This window comes from Sphingobium sp. TomTYG72, assembly GCF_055394715.1.
Genome location: NZ_AP027337.1, coordinates 456,468 through 472,621, shown reverse-complemented (window position 1 = coordinate 472,621; position 16,154 = coordinate 456,468). Strand labels below are relative to the sequence as shown.

The 16,154-nt window shown below is 64.2% G+C and carries 13 protein-coding genes; 6 read left to right on the top strand and 7 right to left on the bottom strand.

From position 1 onward, the window contains the following. Positions 1 to 4: 4 nt before the first annotated feature. From ACZ5U1_RS15595 to ACZ5U1_RS15565, 7 genes are all read right to left on the bottom strand, one after another. The gene (locus ACZ5U1_RS15595; RefSeq protein WP_464780799.1) at positions 5 to 1,195 is read right to left on the bottom strand and encodes an amidohydrolase family protein; all 1,191 of its coding nucleotides are present in this window, start codon (positions 1,193 to 1,195) and stop codon (positions 5 to 7) included. Positions 1,196 to 1,283: 88 nt separating this feature from the next. Beyond that, positions 1,284 to 2,159: an alpha/beta hydrolase gene (locus tag ACZ5U1_RS15590; protein ID WP_464780798.1), complete on the bottom strand. Its 876-nt coding sequence runs from the start codon at positions 2,157 to 2,159 to the stop codon at positions 1,284 to 1,286. After that, entirely contained in the window at positions 2,156 to 3,247 is a 1,092-nt protein-coding gene (locus tag ACZ5U1_RS15585) for a Zn-dependent alcohol dehydrogenase (RefSeq protein WP_464780797.1), read from the bottom strand. Before ACZ5U1_RS15585 ends, ACZ5U1_RS15590 begins: the two co-directional genes overlap by 4 nt. Positions 3,248 to 3,251: 4 nt before the next feature. Further along, the gene (locus ACZ5U1_RS15580) at positions 3,252 to 4,148 is read right to left on the bottom strand and encodes an IclR family transcriptional regulator (protein WP_464780796.1); all 897 of its coding nucleotides are present in this window, start codon (positions 4,146 to 4,148) and stop codon (positions 3,252 to 3,254) included. After that, positions 4,148 to 6,034: a flavin-containing monooxygenase gene (locus tag ACZ5U1_RS15575; RefSeq protein ID WP_464780795.1), complete on the bottom strand. Its 1,887-nt coding sequence runs from the start codon at positions 6,032 to 6,034 to the stop codon at positions 4,148 to 4,150. The genes ACZ5U1_RS15580 and ACZ5U1_RS15575 overlap by 1 nt, the downstream gene beginning before the upstream one ends. Positions 6,035 to 6,168: 134 nt before the next feature. Next, positions 6,169 to 6,960 (bottom strand): enoyl-CoA hydratase-related protein, encoded by a 792-nt coding sequence (locus tag ACZ5U1_RS15570; RefSeq protein ID WP_464780794.1) that lies wholly within the window; start codon positions 6,958 to 6,960, stop codon positions 6,169 to 6,171. Beyond that, on the bottom strand, positions 6,957 to 7,772 hold the full coding sequence (locus tag ACZ5U1_RS15565) for an enoyl-CoA hydratase (RefSeq protein WP_464780793.1): 816 nt from the start codon (positions 7,770 to 7,772) through the stop codon (positions 6,957 to 6,959). The genes ACZ5U1_RS15570 and ACZ5U1_RS15565 overlap by 4 nt, the downstream gene beginning before the upstream one ends. A gap of 154 nt (positions 7,773 to 7,926) precedes the next feature. Between ACZ5U1_RS15565 and ACZ5U1_RS15560 the strand changes: the two genes are divergently transcribed. The 6 genes from ACZ5U1_RS15560 to ACZ5U1_RS15535 all read left to right on the top strand — a co-directional run bounded on the left by ACZ5U1_RS15560 (position 7,927) and on the right by ACZ5U1_RS15535 (position 16,029). After that, positions 7,927 to 10,014: an acyl-CoA dehydrogenase gene (locus ACZ5U1_RS15560; RefSeq protein WP_464780792.1), complete on the top strand. Its 2,088-nt coding sequence runs from the start codon at positions 7,927 to 7,929 to the stop codon at positions 10,012 to 10,014. A 137-nt stretch (positions 10,015 to 10,151) separates the two neighbouring features. After that, positions 10,152 to 11,534 carry a spinster family MFS transporter gene (locus tag ACZ5U1_RS15555; RefSeq protein WP_464780791.1) on the top strand — a complete coding sequence of 461 codons (1,383 nt, stop codon included), beginning with the start codon at positions 10,152 to 10,154 and terminating at the stop codon, positions 11,532 to 11,534. 48 nt (positions 11,535 to 11,582) lie between these two features. Further along, positions 11,583 to 12,512, top strand: a complete 930-nt coding sequence (locus ACZ5U1_RS15550) for a phytanoyl-CoA dioxygenase family protein (RefSeq protein WP_464780790.1) — start codon at positions 11,583 to 11,585, stop codon at positions 12,510 to 12,512. A 288-nt stretch (positions 12,513 to 12,800) separates the two neighbouring features. Continuing rightward, the gene (locus tag ACZ5U1_RS15545; protein ID WP_464780789.1) at positions 12,801 to 14,162 is read left to right on the top strand and encodes a spinster family MFS transporter; all 1,362 of its coding nucleotides are present in this window, start codon (positions 12,801 to 12,803) and stop codon (positions 14,160 to 14,162) included. Positions 14,163 to 14,185: 23 nt separating this feature from the next. Continuing rightward, the gene (locus tag ACZ5U1_RS15540) at positions 14,186 to 14,860 is read left to right on the top strand and encodes an SDR family NAD(P)-dependent oxidoreductase (RefSeq protein ID WP_464780788.1); all 675 of its coding nucleotides are present in this window, start codon (positions 14,186 to 14,188) and stop codon (positions 14,858 to 14,860) included. A gap of 146 nt (positions 14,861 to 15,006) precedes the next feature. Further along, on the top strand, positions 15,007 to 16,029 hold the full coding sequence (locus tag ACZ5U1_RS15535; RefSeq protein ID WP_464780787.1) for a zinc-binding dehydrogenase: 1,023 nt from the start codon (positions 15,007 to 15,009) through the stop codon (positions 16,027 to 16,029). Positions 16,030 to 16,154: the final 125 nt, after the last annotated feature.

Sequence of the window (16,154 nt, the reverse complement as noted above, 5' to 3'; positions counted from 1 at the left end):
GTCCTTAATTGCGCACGCCTTCCAACAGGCCCTTCAGGTTCGACGACATCACCATTTCCTTCTCGGCCATCGAATAGCTCGTCAATTCATGAAGGAAATCGAGTGGGTGTTCAGTCCCCTCCGGATGCGGATAATCACTCCCGAACAATATCCGGTTCACCTGCATATGTTCTCGCAGTTGCCCGAAATCATCCTCGACAAAGGGCGTCACGAAAATGTTCCGATGAAATTGGTCAACGGGATCATTCATGAATTTCTGCGGCATCTGCCCATAAACATGCTTCAACTGGTCAATCAGCGGAATGACCCACTTCGCACCATTCTCGACACTCACCACCCGAACACCGGGGAAGCGGTCAAAAACGCCGCCGCATATAATCGCCGCGATCGTATCGGAAATCGCCCGCTCGATAATCCGCAGGCAATTGACGAAAGGATCGGATTCAAACGGCAACCATTCCGCCCCGCCGGTCCACATTTCGATCAAATGGTCGTAATCGGAATTGGAAGCATGGATCGACACGAATATCTTCGCCTCCTCGATCCGCGCCCAGAAGGGATCGAAGTCCTTCAGCCCCATCGACCGCCCACCACGATAACCCGGCACCGGGGAAGGCCGAATACAGATCGTCCGCGCACCCTGCTTGATCAGCCAGTCCGTCTCGGCCAGCGCCCGATCCATGTCGGCAAGCGACACCACAGGAACCCCAAATAACCGGTTCTCGCGCGCAAAGCCCCATTCCTCGCTCGTCCACTGGTTCAGCGCATGCAAGGCATCATGCAGAAACTCATGGTCATAGCTCATCCACTTTTCGATCACCGAAAAGAGCGTCGGAAACATAAGCGCCGCATGGACATTATGACCGTCCAGCACCGCCAGCCGTTCCCCGCCCGTCCGCCAGGATTCCGGCGGCGCGATCGGCTTCCCCGTCATCTGCCGCATGGTCAGACCTTCGGGATTGTCGGCCTTATAATATTTGACGTGCGTCCCCGGCGCAGCCACCCGCTCGAAGGTGGGATTGGGGATATAGTCCGAAATCTGCCCCTTGATCGCCAACCGCTTGCGGCCATCCACTTCGACGAAGCGGAAATCCTTGTGCCACTTCTTGGGCAAATGCCGGAACAGCGCATCCTCGGGCTCGTAAAAATGATTGTCCGCGTCATAAACGGGGAACGGAAGGCTGGGCGTCGTCATCGCAATGTCTTTCGGTCAGCTATGATAAGTTGGTACTTGTTGTCCTGTACCCGCCCGCGTCTGGCAATTAAGCGGGACGGCTTTCCGGCTACACGGAATCCTTGGAGCCAGTAGATTTCAGCGCTTTTACAAAGGCGGCAATCGTCGCGATCGCATCCCCCGCTTCGCCCGTTTCAGGCGCCAGTAAAGGCCAGACATGGCCCATGTCCGGCGCGACATGCAGCGTGACCCGCCGATCCGCCAGCGCCAGCCGCTTGGCAAAGGCAACCGCCTCATCCAGCAACACCTCCGCTCCACCCGTCAACACCAGCACCGGCGGAAAGACCGCCGGGTCAGCCTCCAGCGCCGAAACCAGCGGATCGCGCGGATCATGCCCCTGCAAATACAGCTGCGCGCTATCCAACACGGCAGCCTTGGAAAACATAGGATCACGCGCCGCATTACGATCAAGGCTCTCACCTCGCGCCGTCAAATCCAGCATCGGCGACACCAGAACAGCACCCGCAGGCCGCTCGCCAGCCCGCGCTGCCATAATGCACAACGCCGCCGCCAGCCCGCCCCCGGCAGAGTCCCCAGCAATCACTGCCGACTGCCTGTCGTCCAGCGCCCGGTAAACCGCCACAACAGCATGCAAAGCCGCCGGAAAAGGACGCTCGGGCGCCAGCGGATAAAATGGAAGGATGATCCGCCGCCCCGCTGCATCAGCGATCCGTTGCGCATAATCCACATAGGCAAGCGGCGACCCCAGCCGATACCCCCCGCCATGCAGGTAGATCATCTCTCCCCGCGCATCACGCCCGCGCGGCTCAATGACCAAACAACGCACGCCGCCAATAAGCGTCTCGCCCGCGCGTTCCGCAGCATCGGCAGAACCAGCCGCCCGCGCCCGCCGCTCGACCAGCGCCTCATCGGCGGCATAGCCCGCCCGCAATGGCGGCAGATCCCAGGCGCCAGCCCCTGTCACAGCACGAACACCCCGCGCGCCAGCTTGCCTTCCTCCAGATCGTGGAAGGCCCGTTCGAAATCGGCAAGATCGTAGCGCTGCGTCACCAGCTCATCCAGCAGCAGCTTACCCTGCCGATATTGCGCAATATAGGACGGGATATCCTGATGTGGCCGCGACGCCCCATAGCGCGCGCCCATCACCCCGCGATCGACAAAGGAGAGCGGCGTCAGCGATACCTCTGCCATCGTCCCCATCGCCGTCGTGCCGACGATCACGCAGTTGCCCCCCCAACCAAGGCTCGCCATCGCATCGTTCAGCACCCGCGTACTACCGACGCACTCAAACGCCCAATCGACGCCGCTGCCGTGATCGGGATTGCCGCCCGACACGATGTCCTTGATCCGCTGCGGCACATCGCCCTTGGAAGCGTCGATGAAATTGGTCGCGCCGAACTCCCGCGCCTTCTCCTCGCGCGTTGCCAACAAGTCGATCGCGATGATCCGGCTCGCTCCCGAAAGCCGCAAGCCCTGCAACACATTAAGCCCGATACCACCGATGCCGAACACCGCCGCCGTCTCGCCCGGCTTTACCCGCGCCCGGTTGACGACCGACCCCACCCCGGTCAGCACGCCGCAACCCACGACGCAGGCAATGTCGAGCGGCACCGTCGGGTCGATCCTGACCGCCTGATTGGCCTTCACCACCGTCTTCTCGACAAAGGTCGACGTCGCCGCGAAGCTAGACACCGGCTCTTCATTGCGGCTGAACGGCTGGGCGCGATTGCCATAGGATTGGCGGCAATGGGTCGGCCTGCCACTCTCACACGGCCCGCAGCGCCCGCAATTGGCCAGCGTATGCAACGCCACATGATCGCCCACCGCCAGTTCGGTAACTCCCGGCCCCAGCTTCTCGATGATCCCCGCCCCTTCATGGCCCAGCACCGCAGGCGCAGGCCAGTCGATCGTGCCGTTGATGACCGAAATGTCGGAATGGCAAATGCCGCTCGCCACGATGCGCACCAGCACTTCGCCAGGCCCTGGCTCCCGCACTTCCACATCCTCGACAAACCGGATCTTGCCCGAACCTTCGTAGACTAGCGCCCGCATTTTCTCAGCCTCTCCCAACCTCGTTCATCTGCAAATCCGGCTCGTCCGCCACCGCGCTCGCCGCTCGGCAATGCCGCACCACCGCTTCGCCCAAGGCAGCAATGCGGTTCATCGGCAACGGACGGTCAAAGCCGTATAGCGAAAGGGTACACAGCACCGCACCATCCGCACCAAATACGGGGGCGGAAATCATCATCACCGGATGCAGCCGATCGGGCTGCGCCTCGATCATCAGATAATCCTCGCCCATCTGCCCGATCCGTTCGGCGACGCGCTGCTGCCAATCCCCGGCCAGCGGTTCCTCCGCCATGCCCAGCACGGCAAGCCCGGCCGCCGCCTGCTCCGGGCTGCGTTGCGTGACGGCATAACCGCGCTGCCGCACCATCGCGAGCGACTGCCGCAGCCGGTCAGCATCGATCGCCCCCGCCGCTTTGCCCAGCCAGCTATCCACTTCCCGCTCGTTCGCCCAGGCAAGAAAGGGCGTGCCAAGCGGCGGAATGAGCGGCACCCGCTGACCCACCGCTAGGCCCGGCATGCGCCCCGGCCCCTCCGACGCAAGCGCGATCAGCCGCTCATCCAACCGCGCGGTGAGCAGGCTGTCCATGTCCAGCTCAGCTGACAAAAGCGCGATCTGGTTGCGCGCAGCCGCCACCACCGGATGGCATTGCAGCGCGGCATGACCAATCGCGATCAACGCCGGGCCAAGCCGATAGACCCGCCCCCGCTGCGCCCGGACCAGATACCCGTCCCGCGTCATCGCGCCCAGCAACGCGTGGCAGGATGCGGGATTGAGGTCCAGCTGCCGCACCAGCTCCGTCAGCGAATAGCCGCGCAAGGGAGCCGCCGCCATGAAGTTCAAAATGTCGATGGCGCGTGACGCGGCCAGGGCCGGGCGAGGCATCAGCTCAATTCCAGATCGTCCCAATTCACCACCGTACACATGCGGTGATAATCGGGGCTGAGCCACGGCGCGTTGACTTGCAGCCTGCGATGCTCGCGGTTCACATAATAATTCTTCTCGATGCCGCCCTCTGGCGTCATCTGCAGCCAGCCCTGCGCCTCCGCATCCAGCTCTCGATTATAGCGCTCGAAAGCTTCGGCCTTAACATCGACGCGGCGCTTGTCTTCCTTCAGCATGCGCATGACGCATTGCGCGGCATAGCTCGCCCAGATCAGCCACCATTGCGGCAGACCCGTGCCGCCGGTCAGCGGCTGGGAATTGGGACCGTACAGCATGAACAGGTTGGGAAATTGCGGCACCATCATCGACAGATAAGCGCGCGGCCCATCCCCTGCGTCCCATGTGTCGTGCAGGTCCCTGCCCCTCAGCCCCTTATACCGCGCGGGCCAGAGATATTTCAGCACATCGAAACCGGTCGCGGCGATGACGACATCGAAGTCCCGCGCCGTCCCATCCGCCATCACAAAACCGGTCTTCGTGAACCGCGCGACCGAACCGGTGAGCAACTCCACATTGTCGCGGGTCAGCGCGCGATACCATCCATTGTCGACCACCGGACGCCGCGACATCGGCGCATAGTCGGGGATGAGCTTCTCGATCAGATCCTCCCGCCCGCCGGTTTCCTGCCGGATATAATTGGTCAGGAAGGCGCGCAGATCGTCATTGGCCTTGCTGACCTTGCCCCCCTGCGCCTGCCATTCGCGATCGACGCGCTGCAACCTGTCGATGTCGAACAGCGGCATGGTGGCGGTGTAGCGCGACCAGTTCCAGTATCCGGGCATATTCTCATTGAGCCACGCCAGTTCCGGCTCGATCGGCGCACCATATTTCTCGCGCGGGCTGATCCATTGCGGGGTCCGCTGCACGACACTGACACGCCCCGCCTTTTGCGCGACAGCGCTCAGCAATTGCACGCCGGTCGATCCATTGCCAATGATGGCGACCCGCTTGCCGGTCAGGTCCAATCCTTCCGGCCATGCAGACGGATGGATGATCTGCCCGTCGAACTCCTGCACGCCGTCAATGTCGGGCAACTGCGCATTGGCAAAGGTGCCGCACGCGGTGATCACGACATTAGCGACGATTTCCTCACGCCCGCCCGGCGTTTCAACGTCCAGCCGCCAGACGTTGCGGCCTTCATCGAATAGCGCGCCCTTCACATCATGGCCAAACCGGCTGTTCGCCATAACCCCATATTTGCGCGAGACATGTTGGAGGTAAGTGCGGACATCCTCACCCCGGTTGAAATGCTCGCCCCAGGGGTAGAGCTTCTCGAAACTATATTCATAGGTGATCGACGGCGTATCGACCCGCACGTCGGGATAGCGGTTGATCGTCCACGTACCTCCCGCCTCCGGCTGACGATCAAGCAGCAAATAGGGCAGGCCGAGCAACTCACACTGCACCCCCGCCGCGATCCCCGCCGGGCCGCTGCCGATGATGACGATGCGGAAATCCTCGGGGATCTTCGGCTCCTCGCCCTCCCACTCGACGGCGCAAGGAACGGCACGGAAGGCCGGAAGGTCACGCCGCGCCTCGAACTCAACATCGGTCATCTCACCCGACAGCATCGTCATTAGGCGGCGCAATTCCGCTTCTGGCGGTTCGGGCAGTTCCGCCGCACCGGCATTGTCGGCCAGCCATTCGACCGCGCGCGCCTTCAGCAGCGCCTTCTGCCCCTCGCTCATCTGCGCGGCGCCGGGCAGGGCGGCGATCTCCTCGTCCCCGCTATTCTGAAACAGCGCGACCCGCAGCGCGTTCAGGTCCGCCAGCTCAACCGCGCGCCGGATGCTGTCAGTGTCGATCGCCTTTGCCGCCGTGGCCATTCATCCCATCCCATCTGCTGTCGAGCGCATGCGAGTGCGCCAATCTTGTTTTTTGCAATATCGAATTTTTGGCACGAGGTAAGCCGATCCCGCCCCAATTCCGCCATGCCGGAACAGGTGCCAATTGCGGCTCGTCAGTAACCGAGAAAATTGGGCGCGCGTCGCTCCATGAACGCCCGCGCCGCCTCTCTCGCATCATGCGAAAACAAGCTGATCTGCGCATTGGCCGCCGCCTCCTGCGCCATGCTTTCCTCCAGCGCGATGGTCCCCGCCGCATTGAGATTACGCTTCATCGCCGCAAAGGCCGCCGTCGGCCCGCTCGCCAGCTTCGCCGCCAAAGCTGCGCACTCACTCTCCAGCACCGCATCCTCAACCAGCCGATTGATAAGCCGACTGGCCAGCGCTTCGTCCCCCAGCATCGGCTCGTCCAGCAGGAACATCTCCCGCGCCCGCGCCGCGCCCAGCAGCCGGGTGAGCAAATAGCTCCCCCCCGGATCGCCGCACCGCCCCGCGCTGGCGAAAGCGAGCTTGAACTTCACCGTCCGCGACGCGATCCGCAGGTCGCACGCCGCCGCCATGACCAGCCCGCTCCCCGCCACCGGCCCGCGCAGACAAGCGATAGTCGGCTTGGGCATCCGATGCAGCAGCAGCGGAATTTCCGCATGAACGCTCATCCGCGCAGCCGCTTCATGGGCGCGCATCGGCTCGGCCCGCTCTTCCTTACCGTCACCCGACAAATCATAGCCCGCACAGAAACCGCGCCCCGCCCCCGCCAAAACGACACAGCGCACCGCCGGATCGACCGACCACCCGCGCAATGTCAGCGCGATCTCATCCAGCATAGCCTCCGTAACCGCGTTCAACCGATCGGGCCGGTTCAGCGTCAACGTGGCGACCCCGCCCTCGACCTGCGTCACTATGCTCATGAGTGCGACTTCACCTTGTCCATGCCCGCCACGATGAACTCGCCCGTCTGACCATAAGCCGACGCATGGCCCAGCTGGTGGATATCGAAACAGCTTTGCAGCGCCGCGCTCTGCCCCATGATGTCGAGCGTCTGGTTCACCGCCCGCTTCGCCATGGCGAGCGCATGCGGGTGCATCTGCGCAATCTCGCGGGCCAGCGCCAGCGCCTCGGCATCCAGCTCCGCGCGCGGCACGACCCGGTTCACCATGCCTCGCCGTTCCGCCTCATGCGCGTCGATCGGCTTGGCGGTGAACAGCATCTCCTTCGCCTTGCGCGGCCCCAATTCCCATGTGTGGCCATGATATTCGACGCCGCCAATGCCCATCAGCACCACCGGATCGGAAAAGCGCGCATCATCAGCCGCGATGATCAGGTCGCACGGCCATGCCAGCAACAGGCCACCCGCGATGCAGGCCCCCTGAACCGCCGCGATCGACGGCTTGGGAATATCGCGCCAGCGCTTGGAATAGCCAAGATAATGTTTGGCCTCCCATTCATGGATGCCCAGCAGCCCGCGTTCCGGGATCGTCTCGCGAATGCGGTTGAACGATCCGTCGCGAATGGCCTCCGCGCTCACATCGTGCCCGGCGGAGAAATGCTTGCCCTCCGCACGCAGCAGGATGACGCGCACGGACTCGTCCGCCGCCGCCTTTTCCCACGCCTCGTTCAATTGCCGCAAAAAGGGTTCATTTTGCGCGTTCGCCCGGTCGGCGCGATCCAATGTGATCGTCGCGACCCGTTCCTCGACCGCGTAACGGATATATTCTACCATCTGCCTTACTCCTGGACTGCTCGTTGCGCGCGATCGGCGCTGCGGGCATCCGCTACCAGCGCCCTTCCGCATTGCCGGAAGCGCGCCACCGCCAAATTGACATCCTACGCCTCAGGATGGCCAAGCAGGAGGGCGCGAACAAGATGGAAATGGCATGAACCTCGAACTCAACGAACAGCAGGCGATGATGCAGGAAGCAGCCCTGCGCTTCTTCGATCGGGAAGAGGTGGTGCAGGCCGCCCGCGCAGCCAAAGGAGCTGTCGATGCCAGCCTCTGGAGCCAGGCCGCCGAGATGGGCTTCATCACCATGCGCGCCCCCGAAGATCGCGGCGGCCTGGGCATGGGCCTCATGGAAGCCGCGCTGATCTGCGAAGCGGCAGGCCGGGGCGCGGCCCCTATCCCGATCGCGGACGGCATCGCCGCCTGCGCGCTTCTGGGCCAGCTTCAAGGCGAAGCCACCGCCGCGCTGCTCGAACAAGTAACGTCCTCCCCCATCAGCTTCGACCCGCAGGACGGCTGCACCCAGCTGACGTGGGAATCCGACGCCATCCACGCCCTCCTGCCCACCGGCGAAAGGCGCGCCGTCACCAGCGGCAACGCAGCGAGGCAGTCCTTCGAAGCCGCCCTCACCGAACGAACCCTGATGCGCTCCGCATGGCTCGTCGGCGCAGGCACCCGCGCGATCGAGATGGCCGCCGCCTACGCCACCGATCGCAAGCAGTTCGACCAGCCGATCGGCGCCTTTCAGGGCGTCGCCTTCCCCCTCGCCGACTCCATCACCGACATGGAGGGTGGCCGTCTCCTGCTATGGCGCACCATTTGGGGCGTCGCCCAGCAGCAGTCCGAAGCAGGCGCGCTTACCGCCCTGACGAGATGGTGGACCGCCACCACAGCCCGCAACGCCGTGCGCCGCGCGCTGCGTACCTTCGGCGGGTACGGCCTTTCCGATGAATATGACATCCATCTCTATTTCCTCGCGATCGACCGCATCGCGCTGGCAGAGGGCGACCCCGAAGACCGGCTGATCGAAGCAGGCGACCGGCTCTGGGCAGGCACGACAACCGCCCTGCCCGAAGCAGGCGACCCCGGCGTCGAAATGGGCTTCACGCCGGATGAAGACGCTTTCGCGGCACAAGTACGCGCTTTCCTCGAAACGGCGGTCACCACCGACCTGCGTGCGCAAGCCGCCACCTCCACCGACGGCCACCTTCCCGATCTCCACCGTCAGCTTGCCGCTGCGGGCCTCGCTTATCCTGATTGGCCTCGCGAATGGGGCGGGCAAGACCGCAGCCCCATGGAAGTAACCGCCCTCGGCCGCGTGTTCGAGGAATATGGCATCTCCCGCATCCCCATCGGCTGCACCAACATGGGCGCGCGCATGACGATGAAATTCGGCTCGCCCGAACTCAAGGCGGAAGTCCTGCCCCGCCTCGCCAATGGCTCCGCCCTCGCCTGCCTCGGCTTTACCGAGCCAGCATCAGGATCGGACATGTACGCCGCCCGCACCCGCGCCGTGCGCGATGGGGACGACTGGATCATCACCGGGCAAAAGATGTTCACCACCGGCGCGCATATCTCCGACTATATCCTTCTGCTCGCCCGCACCGATCCCGATGCGCCCAAGCATAAGGGCATCACCATCTTTTTCTTCCCCATGAACCTGCCGGGCGTCACGATCCAGCCGGTCAATACGCTTCCGGATGAACGCACCAACATCACCTTCTACGACGATGTGCGCGTGCCCGACCGCTATCGCCTCGGCGACATCAATGGCGGGCTCAAGGTCATGGCCGCCGCCATGGAAATCGAACATGGCGGCGAAGGCTATCATATCTATCACCACAGCCTGATGCGCGCCGCGCTCGACTGGGCAGGCAGCGCCGATGCGGCTGGAAAACGCCCGATCGACAAACCCGCCGTCCGCGCCCGCCTCGCCCGCGTACGTACACATCTGGAAATCGCCGATCTCCTATGCCGCCGCGTCACCTGGGCGATCGAAGCGGGCCGCATGACCCGCGCCATCGGCCCGATGGCCAAGATGTTCACCACCGAAATCTACATGGCTGACGCCGCCGATCTCGCCGCCCTCGCCGCACCCGGCACGCTCACCCACCAAACGCCCGCCTTGGCGAAGATCGAGGAATCCTACCGCCAATCCATCGGCCAGACCATCTATGGCGGCACCAGCGAAGTGCATCGCACCATCATCGCCCAGCATCATCTCGGCCTGCCTCGGTCCTGATATTCCAGGCCTGACCTGCGGGCTTCCATATGCGCGGAAAGTTGCGCGCCCGCGTTGATCCTGACAGCGTTCCGATCATCCTGCGCCCAATGACCTAAGCCGTTGCGCAAGACGGCGGCTCCTTGGGAGACAAGCTGATGACGAACCCGGCACCGCTGACCATGTCGGACACGCTCCCAGCGGCTGGCCCCGACGCGCTCGCAGCATCAGCACCGCTCAAGGCGCAACGCCGCACAGCGATGCTGCTGATGCTCGCCTTCATCTACAGCCTCAACTATCTCGACCGCCAGATCGTCGTCATCCTTCAGGAACCGATAAAGGCCGACTTCCAGCTCGCCGACTGGGAACTCGGCCTGCTGACCGGCGGAGCCTTCGGCATTTTCTACACCTTGATGGGCATTCCCATCGCCCAGCTGATCGATCGGGGCGTAAATCGCGTGCGGCTGATCGCGCTGTTCACCGCCAGCTGGAGCGTCATGACGGCCCTATGCGGCCTCACCCGCAGCTTCGGCGGCTTCTTCGCCGCGCGCATGGGCGTCGGACTTGCCGAAGCAGGCTTTGCCCCCGCCGCCCACTCCCTCATCTCCGACCTCTACCCCCCGCGCGAGCGACCCGCTGCGGCAGGCATCTTCGCCATCGGCGTGCCCGTCGGCATCATGGCGGGCCTGTCCATAGGCGGCATCGTCGCGCAGGCGACCGACTGGCGCACGGCCCTGCTGCTGGCGGGCGCCCCCGGCATCCTGATCGCGATCCTCTTCCCCCTCATCGCCCGCGAGCCAATCTGCGGCGGAACCGAAGACCCCTCCGATCAACCGGCTGAAAAGCAGGAGCCGCTCAGCTTCCTTCAAAGCCTGCGTGTCCTCTCACAACGGCGCGCCTTCCTGCACATCGTCGCCGGGACGGCGATCATGGCCTTCGCCCAAACCGGCATAGCGACCTGGCTACCCTCCTTCCTCATCCGCAACCATGGCATGAGCCTGGCGCATGTCGGCGTCGGCCTTGGCCTGCTAACCGGCATATGCGGGGCGATCGGCACCTGGGCAGGCGGCTGGCAAGGAACGCGGCTTGCCAAGTCGGGCCTCCACATGGCGCTCTGGCTGCCGATCGCGGGCATGCTCCTCTGCATCCCGCTGGACATCATCGCGCTCAGCATGGCGGACGGGCAGGCCGTTCTCCTCGTCCTCATCCCCAGCTACATCGTCGGTTCCTTCTGGACCGCGCCCTCGATCGCCCTCACCCAAAGCCTCGCGCCCGTATCGATGCGCGCGCGGGCAAGCGCCATGAACATCGTCGCTGCTAACCTGATCGGCGTATCGATGGGGCCTCTTGTGGCAGGCGTGCTGAGCGACGCCTTCGCCTATCTGCGCGGCGGCGACGCGGCGCTCGGCCTGCGGGACGCGATGATCTGCCTCACCGCCTTCTTCCTGTGGGCCGCCTGGCATTGGGCCTTGGCAATGCGCGCACTCAAGCAAGAAAGTACAACGACTGTACGAATTGATTGCGCAACGCAGCGGTTATAAAATACAGGTGGACCGAACACCGGACGAATATCGGAGAGAGGATAAGCCATGGCTACCGGAAACGCGAAGAGGCAGGTCACGCACAATATGGGCGCAATGGACAAGCGCCCCATAAAGCCGCTCGAATTTGACGGCCCGCTGCCGCAACCGACCAAGGACATGGACCAGATCCGCGCCGATCTCGACCGCGCGGGCTACGCCATCGCGGCCGAGGTCGTGACCAAGGACAAGGCGCGCGAGATGCGCGACTTCCTCGCCGCCGAAATCGCCCGCGAAGAAGCCATCGATGAAGAGCGCGTCCGCCGCTTCTACACCGATAATGACGACCTTAATCGCCGCATGTCGGGCTGCCATCTGATGAACCGGGAACGCTTCTTCCGCGACATACTGGAACATGAACTGCCGCTTCAGCTCACCCGCGAACTGCTGGGGCCGCAGACGCTGGACGAATCCTATCTGGTGCACAGCTATGGCGCCAACGTCACCCGCCCCGGCAGCGCGCAACAGGGCATCCACCGCGACCGCAGCGGCGCGATGCCTCTGTCGGCAGGCGCCGCGCAGACCCGCTTCATCTGGTGCCTCGATGATTTTGTCGAAGCCAATGGTGCAACCCGCATGGTCCCCGGCAGCCACCGCGACACCGAACCGCAATCCTGGGCTGTCCAATATGAATCCGTGCCTGCCGAAGCGCCCGCCGGATCGGTGCTCATCTATACCGACCTGCTGCTGCACGGCACGGGCGCGAACACGTCAACGGACCTTGAACGCGCTGGCGTGATCATCGGCTATTGCCCGCCCTGGTGGAAGCCCATGATCAACTTCCCGATGGCGATCGACCCCGAAGTGATGAAGGGATCGTCCAAAATTCTGCGCCAAATCCTCGGCTACAGCTCGGTCTCGGTCGGCTTCGATGAACCCTGGACCTATGCTCCCGACGCGGTGAAGGACCTGATCGTCACGCCCGAGATGGAATGGTGAGGTAAGAATGCGGGCCTGCCGCGACCGATCCGGCCAGGCCCCCCTCCACCCATCATCGATGTAGGAGCGAGCAACAGCTAAGGATATGCGCCCGTAATGCCGCACGCTCGTAACTGCCCCAACACACTGACGGCCGTCCCGCGTTCAGGGGCAGTCGCTCCATATTGCGGATCGAATAACCTCGGCGCTTGCGAATCCGATGCATCTGCGCCATCCCTCCTTGAATAATTGCATCCGGCCATGAAGTTTTTGCAACGCGGACCGGTTGCCTGCCAATGTGAGGAGAGAATGATGGCGCCGACGGAGGAACGCCCGGCCCGCGCGGCTTATGCGCTCTATATCTTGCTGCTGCTGCTCGCGATCAATTCGTTGAGCTACGCGGATCGCCACGTCTTCTCCGTCCTTATTCCCGCGATCAAATCGGAATTCGGCGCGTCCGATTCGCTCCTCGGTCTGGTCGGCGGACCCGGCTTCGTCGCCAGTTACGTGTTGTTCAGCATGCCGCTCGCACGCCTCGCAGACCGTTGGTCGCGACGCGGGGTCCTCACCCTGTCCGCTACATTGTGGAGCGCGGCGACGGCAGCCTGTGGCGCGGCTGGCAATATATTACAGATGAGCATCGCTCGCCTGATGGTCGGCATCGGTGAAGCGGGCGGCCTGCCGCCTGCCCAATCGCTCCTCGCCAGCCTCTATGACGAACGCCGCCGGTCGAGCGCCATGGGCGTCCTTTCCGCCTCCACCTATATCGGCGTCGTCCTCGGCCTGACCGGCGGCGCAGCCGTGGCCGCGATGTGGGGCTGGCGCTGGGCCTTTTTCGCGCTCGCCATCCCCGGCTTTCCCCTGGCGCTGCTGCTTTGGCTTACCGGCCCCCGCCGCAACAAGGCCGCTCACATCCCGAGCGATGAACCGTCCGAAAGCCTGTGGCGCGCCATCCGCCGCTGCTGGTCGATCCCGTCCTTGCGCCTGCTTGGCCTTGGCGTCGGGACGTTCAATATATTCGGCTATGCCGCCGCCATCTGGACGCCCGCTTTCTTCATGCGCTCCCATGGCATGACCCTTGTCGAGGCAGGCACTTGGCTCGGCATCGGCGCGGCGATCGGCGGCATCACGGGCAGCTTGCTGAGCGGCGTCATCGTGGACCGCCTGCGCGTCCGTGGCGAAGCCTGGCAGCTGCGCGTGCCCGCCATCGCATTCCTCCTCGCCTTCCCGATCTTCATCGTCATGTTCACCCTGCCGGGTGGCGCAGCCGTGCAGATCGGCGGCCTGCGCGTCCCTGGCGTCGCGTTGCTTTCCATCCTCACCGGCATGATGGCGGCCATGTGGGCAGGCCCTTCCTTCGGAGCCGCCGCCCGCCTCGTCCTGCCGCATCAACGGGCGCAGGCAACGGCGATGCTGGTCGTCATCATCAACGTGATCGGCAGCGCATTTGGCCCGGTGATAGGCGGGGTCGTCAGCGACTTGCTGGCTGACCGGTTCGGCGCCGAATCCCTCCGCGTCAGCCTCTTCTCGCTTTCGGTACTGACAATTTTCGGCGGGCTGCTTTTCTGGCGGGCTTCGGTTCATTATCCCCACGATCTGACCCGCGTCGGCCGCACGGATGAGAGGCACTCAATACTCGGCCAGGAACAATTGAAAGAATCGACGCTCTGATCGCAGGGACAGGAGAAGACATCATGAAGACGCACGCGATCGTAACCGGCGCTGCTGGCATATTGGGCCAGGCCGTAACCCAGGCGCTGATACAGGCAGGCTATAAGGTAACGGGCATCGATCGCGCCGACAGCGCAGGCCCCGCGACGCAGGGCACCTATCTGGGCGGCATCGACCTCGCCGATCCCGACGCAACAGCAACTGCGGTCAATCAGGCGATCAACGCCAACGGCCCGGTCGCAGCGCTAGTCAATGTCGCAGGCACCTTCCGCTGGGAAACCGTCGCGGATGGCGATGTCGCGACCTGGGCGACACTGTTCGACATCAACCTGCGCACCGCCGTCAACGCCGTCCGCGCCGCCCTCCCGTCTCTGCGCGACGGCGGCGGCGCCATCGTCAGCATCGGCGCGGCCTCCGCGATCAAGGCTGGGGCAGGCATGGGCGCCTATGCCGCCAGCAAGGCGGGCATCGCAAAGCTCACCGAAGCGCTGGCCGAGGAAGAAAAGGACAATGGCGTTCGCGTGAACGCCGTCCAGCCCTCCATCATCGACACGCCCGCCAACCGCGCCGACATGAGCGACGCGGACTTCAGCCGATGGGTGTCCCCCGCGCAGGTCGCCAGCGTCATCGCCTTCCTGCTGTCGGACGGCGCATCCGCCGTGACGGGCGCCTGCATCCCCGTGACGGGCCGCTGCTGACAGGGCGTTATCTTCATCCTCTGTTGCAATTGCTCTGCCACTCTGAAAAAGGACAGCGAGAACGGACAAGGCGCCGCAAGACGCCAGCCGATACAGGAGAGTGACGTGCAGATGATGATCAACCACCGCCAAGGAACGCATCGCTGATGCGCGCCGCCGTCTTTCGCGGCGCGGGCCAGCCGCTCGCCATCGAAACCGTGGCGGACCCCGTTCCAGCCGCCGATCAGGTCATCCTTGAAGTCGCCAATGCGGGGATTTGCGGGTCGGACCTCCACATGGCGGAAAGCGCCCATACGCCCTCGGGCCTCATATTGGGGCATGAATTCGCCGGGACCATCGCCGCCCTTGGCCGCGACGTGAAAGGCCCGTGGAAAGTCGGCGACCGCGTCACCGCCCTTCCCTTGAACGCCTGCCATCACTGCCCAGCCTGCGATGCGGACTTGCCCGCGCTCTGCCCGACCAACCTGTTCACCGGCACCAACCTCCTCGCGCAGGGCGCCTATGCCCAGCTCGTGACGGCCCGAGCCGACATGGTCCAGCGCCTGCCCGAAGGCGTCACCCTAGAAGAAGGCGCGCTGGTCGAGCCGCTAGCCGTCGGCCACCATATCGTGTCCCTGGCCCACATGCCAAAGGACGCAGCCGTTCTGGTGCTGGGCGCTGGCCCCATCGGCATCGCCGTCGCCCTGTTCGCCCGCCACGCCGGTGCCCGCCATGTGGTGGTGAGCGAGCGCTCTCCCGAACGCCGCGCCCTCGCGCAGCAGGTCGGCGCCACCGCCGTCATCGATCCGCAGGCACAGGATGTCGCCGCCGCCTTCGCTCAGGCAACCGGCGAAAATGCGCCCCGGATCATCTTCGAATGCATCGGCGTTCCCGGCATCTTCAACCAGGCGATGCAACTGGCCGCCGTCCGCGCGCAGATCATCGTCGCGGGCGTCGTGATGCATGACGAAACGATCACCCCCGTCATCGCCCTCGGCAAGGAACTGACCATCCGCTACAGCCAGGCCTACAACGAACGGGATTTCGAGGCAGTGATCCACGCCATCGCCACCGGCGCGATCAAGCCAAAGCCCATCCACACCTCCACCGTCAGCCTGGATGAACTGCCCGCCGCCTTTGAGGCGCTGCGCAGCCAGCCGCGCGAATGCAAGGTGCTGATCCGCCCCTGAACTGGCGGCGATGCACGCTAAAATCGCCCGCCCGCTACGCAAGAAGTTGACATTATGGCCGGGCAGGGCACAGTTCGCGTGAATATATCGGGAGGGGATTAGCGCAGCGGCCTGATGGCGGCAGC

Coding starts and splice junctions, on each gene's coding strand:
- ACZ5U1_RS15595 (WP_464780799.1), bottom strand. CDS start 1,195: ATGACGACGCCCAGCCTTCCGTTCCCCGTTTATGACGCGGACAATCAT.
- ACZ5U1_RS15585 (WP_464780797.1), bottom strand. CDS start 3,247: ATGCGGGCGCTAGTCTACGAAGGTTCGGGCAAGATCCGGTTTGTCGAG.
- ACZ5U1_RS15580 (WP_464780796.1), bottom strand. CDS start 4,148: ATGCCTCGCCCGGCCCTGGCCGCGTCACGCGCCATCGACATTTTGAAC.
- ACZ5U1_RS15575 (WP_464780795.1), bottom strand. CDS start 6,034: ATGGCCACGGCGGCAAAGGCGATCGACACTGACAGCATCCGGCGCGCG.
- ACZ5U1_RS15570 (WP_464780794.1), bottom strand. CDS start 6,960: ATGAGCATAGTGACGCAGGTCGAGGGCGGGGTCGCCACGTTGACGCTG.
- ACZ5U1_RS15565 (WP_464780793.1), bottom strand. CDS start 7,772: ATGGTAGAATATATCCGTTACGCGGTCGAGGAACGGGTCGCGACGATC.
- ACZ5U1_RS15560 (WP_464780792.1), top strand. CDS start 7,927: ATGAACCTCGAACTCAACGAACAGCAGGCGATGATGCAGGAAGCAGCC.
- ACZ5U1_RS15555 (WP_464780791.1), top strand. CDS start 10,152: ATGACGAACCCGGCACCGCTGACCATGTCGGACACGCTCCCAGCGGCT.
- ACZ5U1_RS15550 (WP_464780790.1), top strand. CDS start 11,583: ATGGCTACCGGAAACGCGAAGAGGCAGGTCACGCACAATATGGGCGCA.
- ACZ5U1_RS15545 (WP_464780789.1), top strand. CDS start 12,801: ATGATGGCGCCGACGGAGGAACGCCCGGCCCGCGCGGCTTATGCGCTC.
- ACZ5U1_RS15540 (WP_464780788.1), top strand. CDS start 14,186: ATGAAGACGCACGCGATCGTAACCGGCGCTGCTGGCATATTGGGCCAG.
- ACZ5U1_RS15535 (WP_464780787.1), top strand. CDS start 15,007: ATGCGCGCCGCCGTCTTTCGCGGCGCGGGCCAGCCGCTCGCCATCGAA.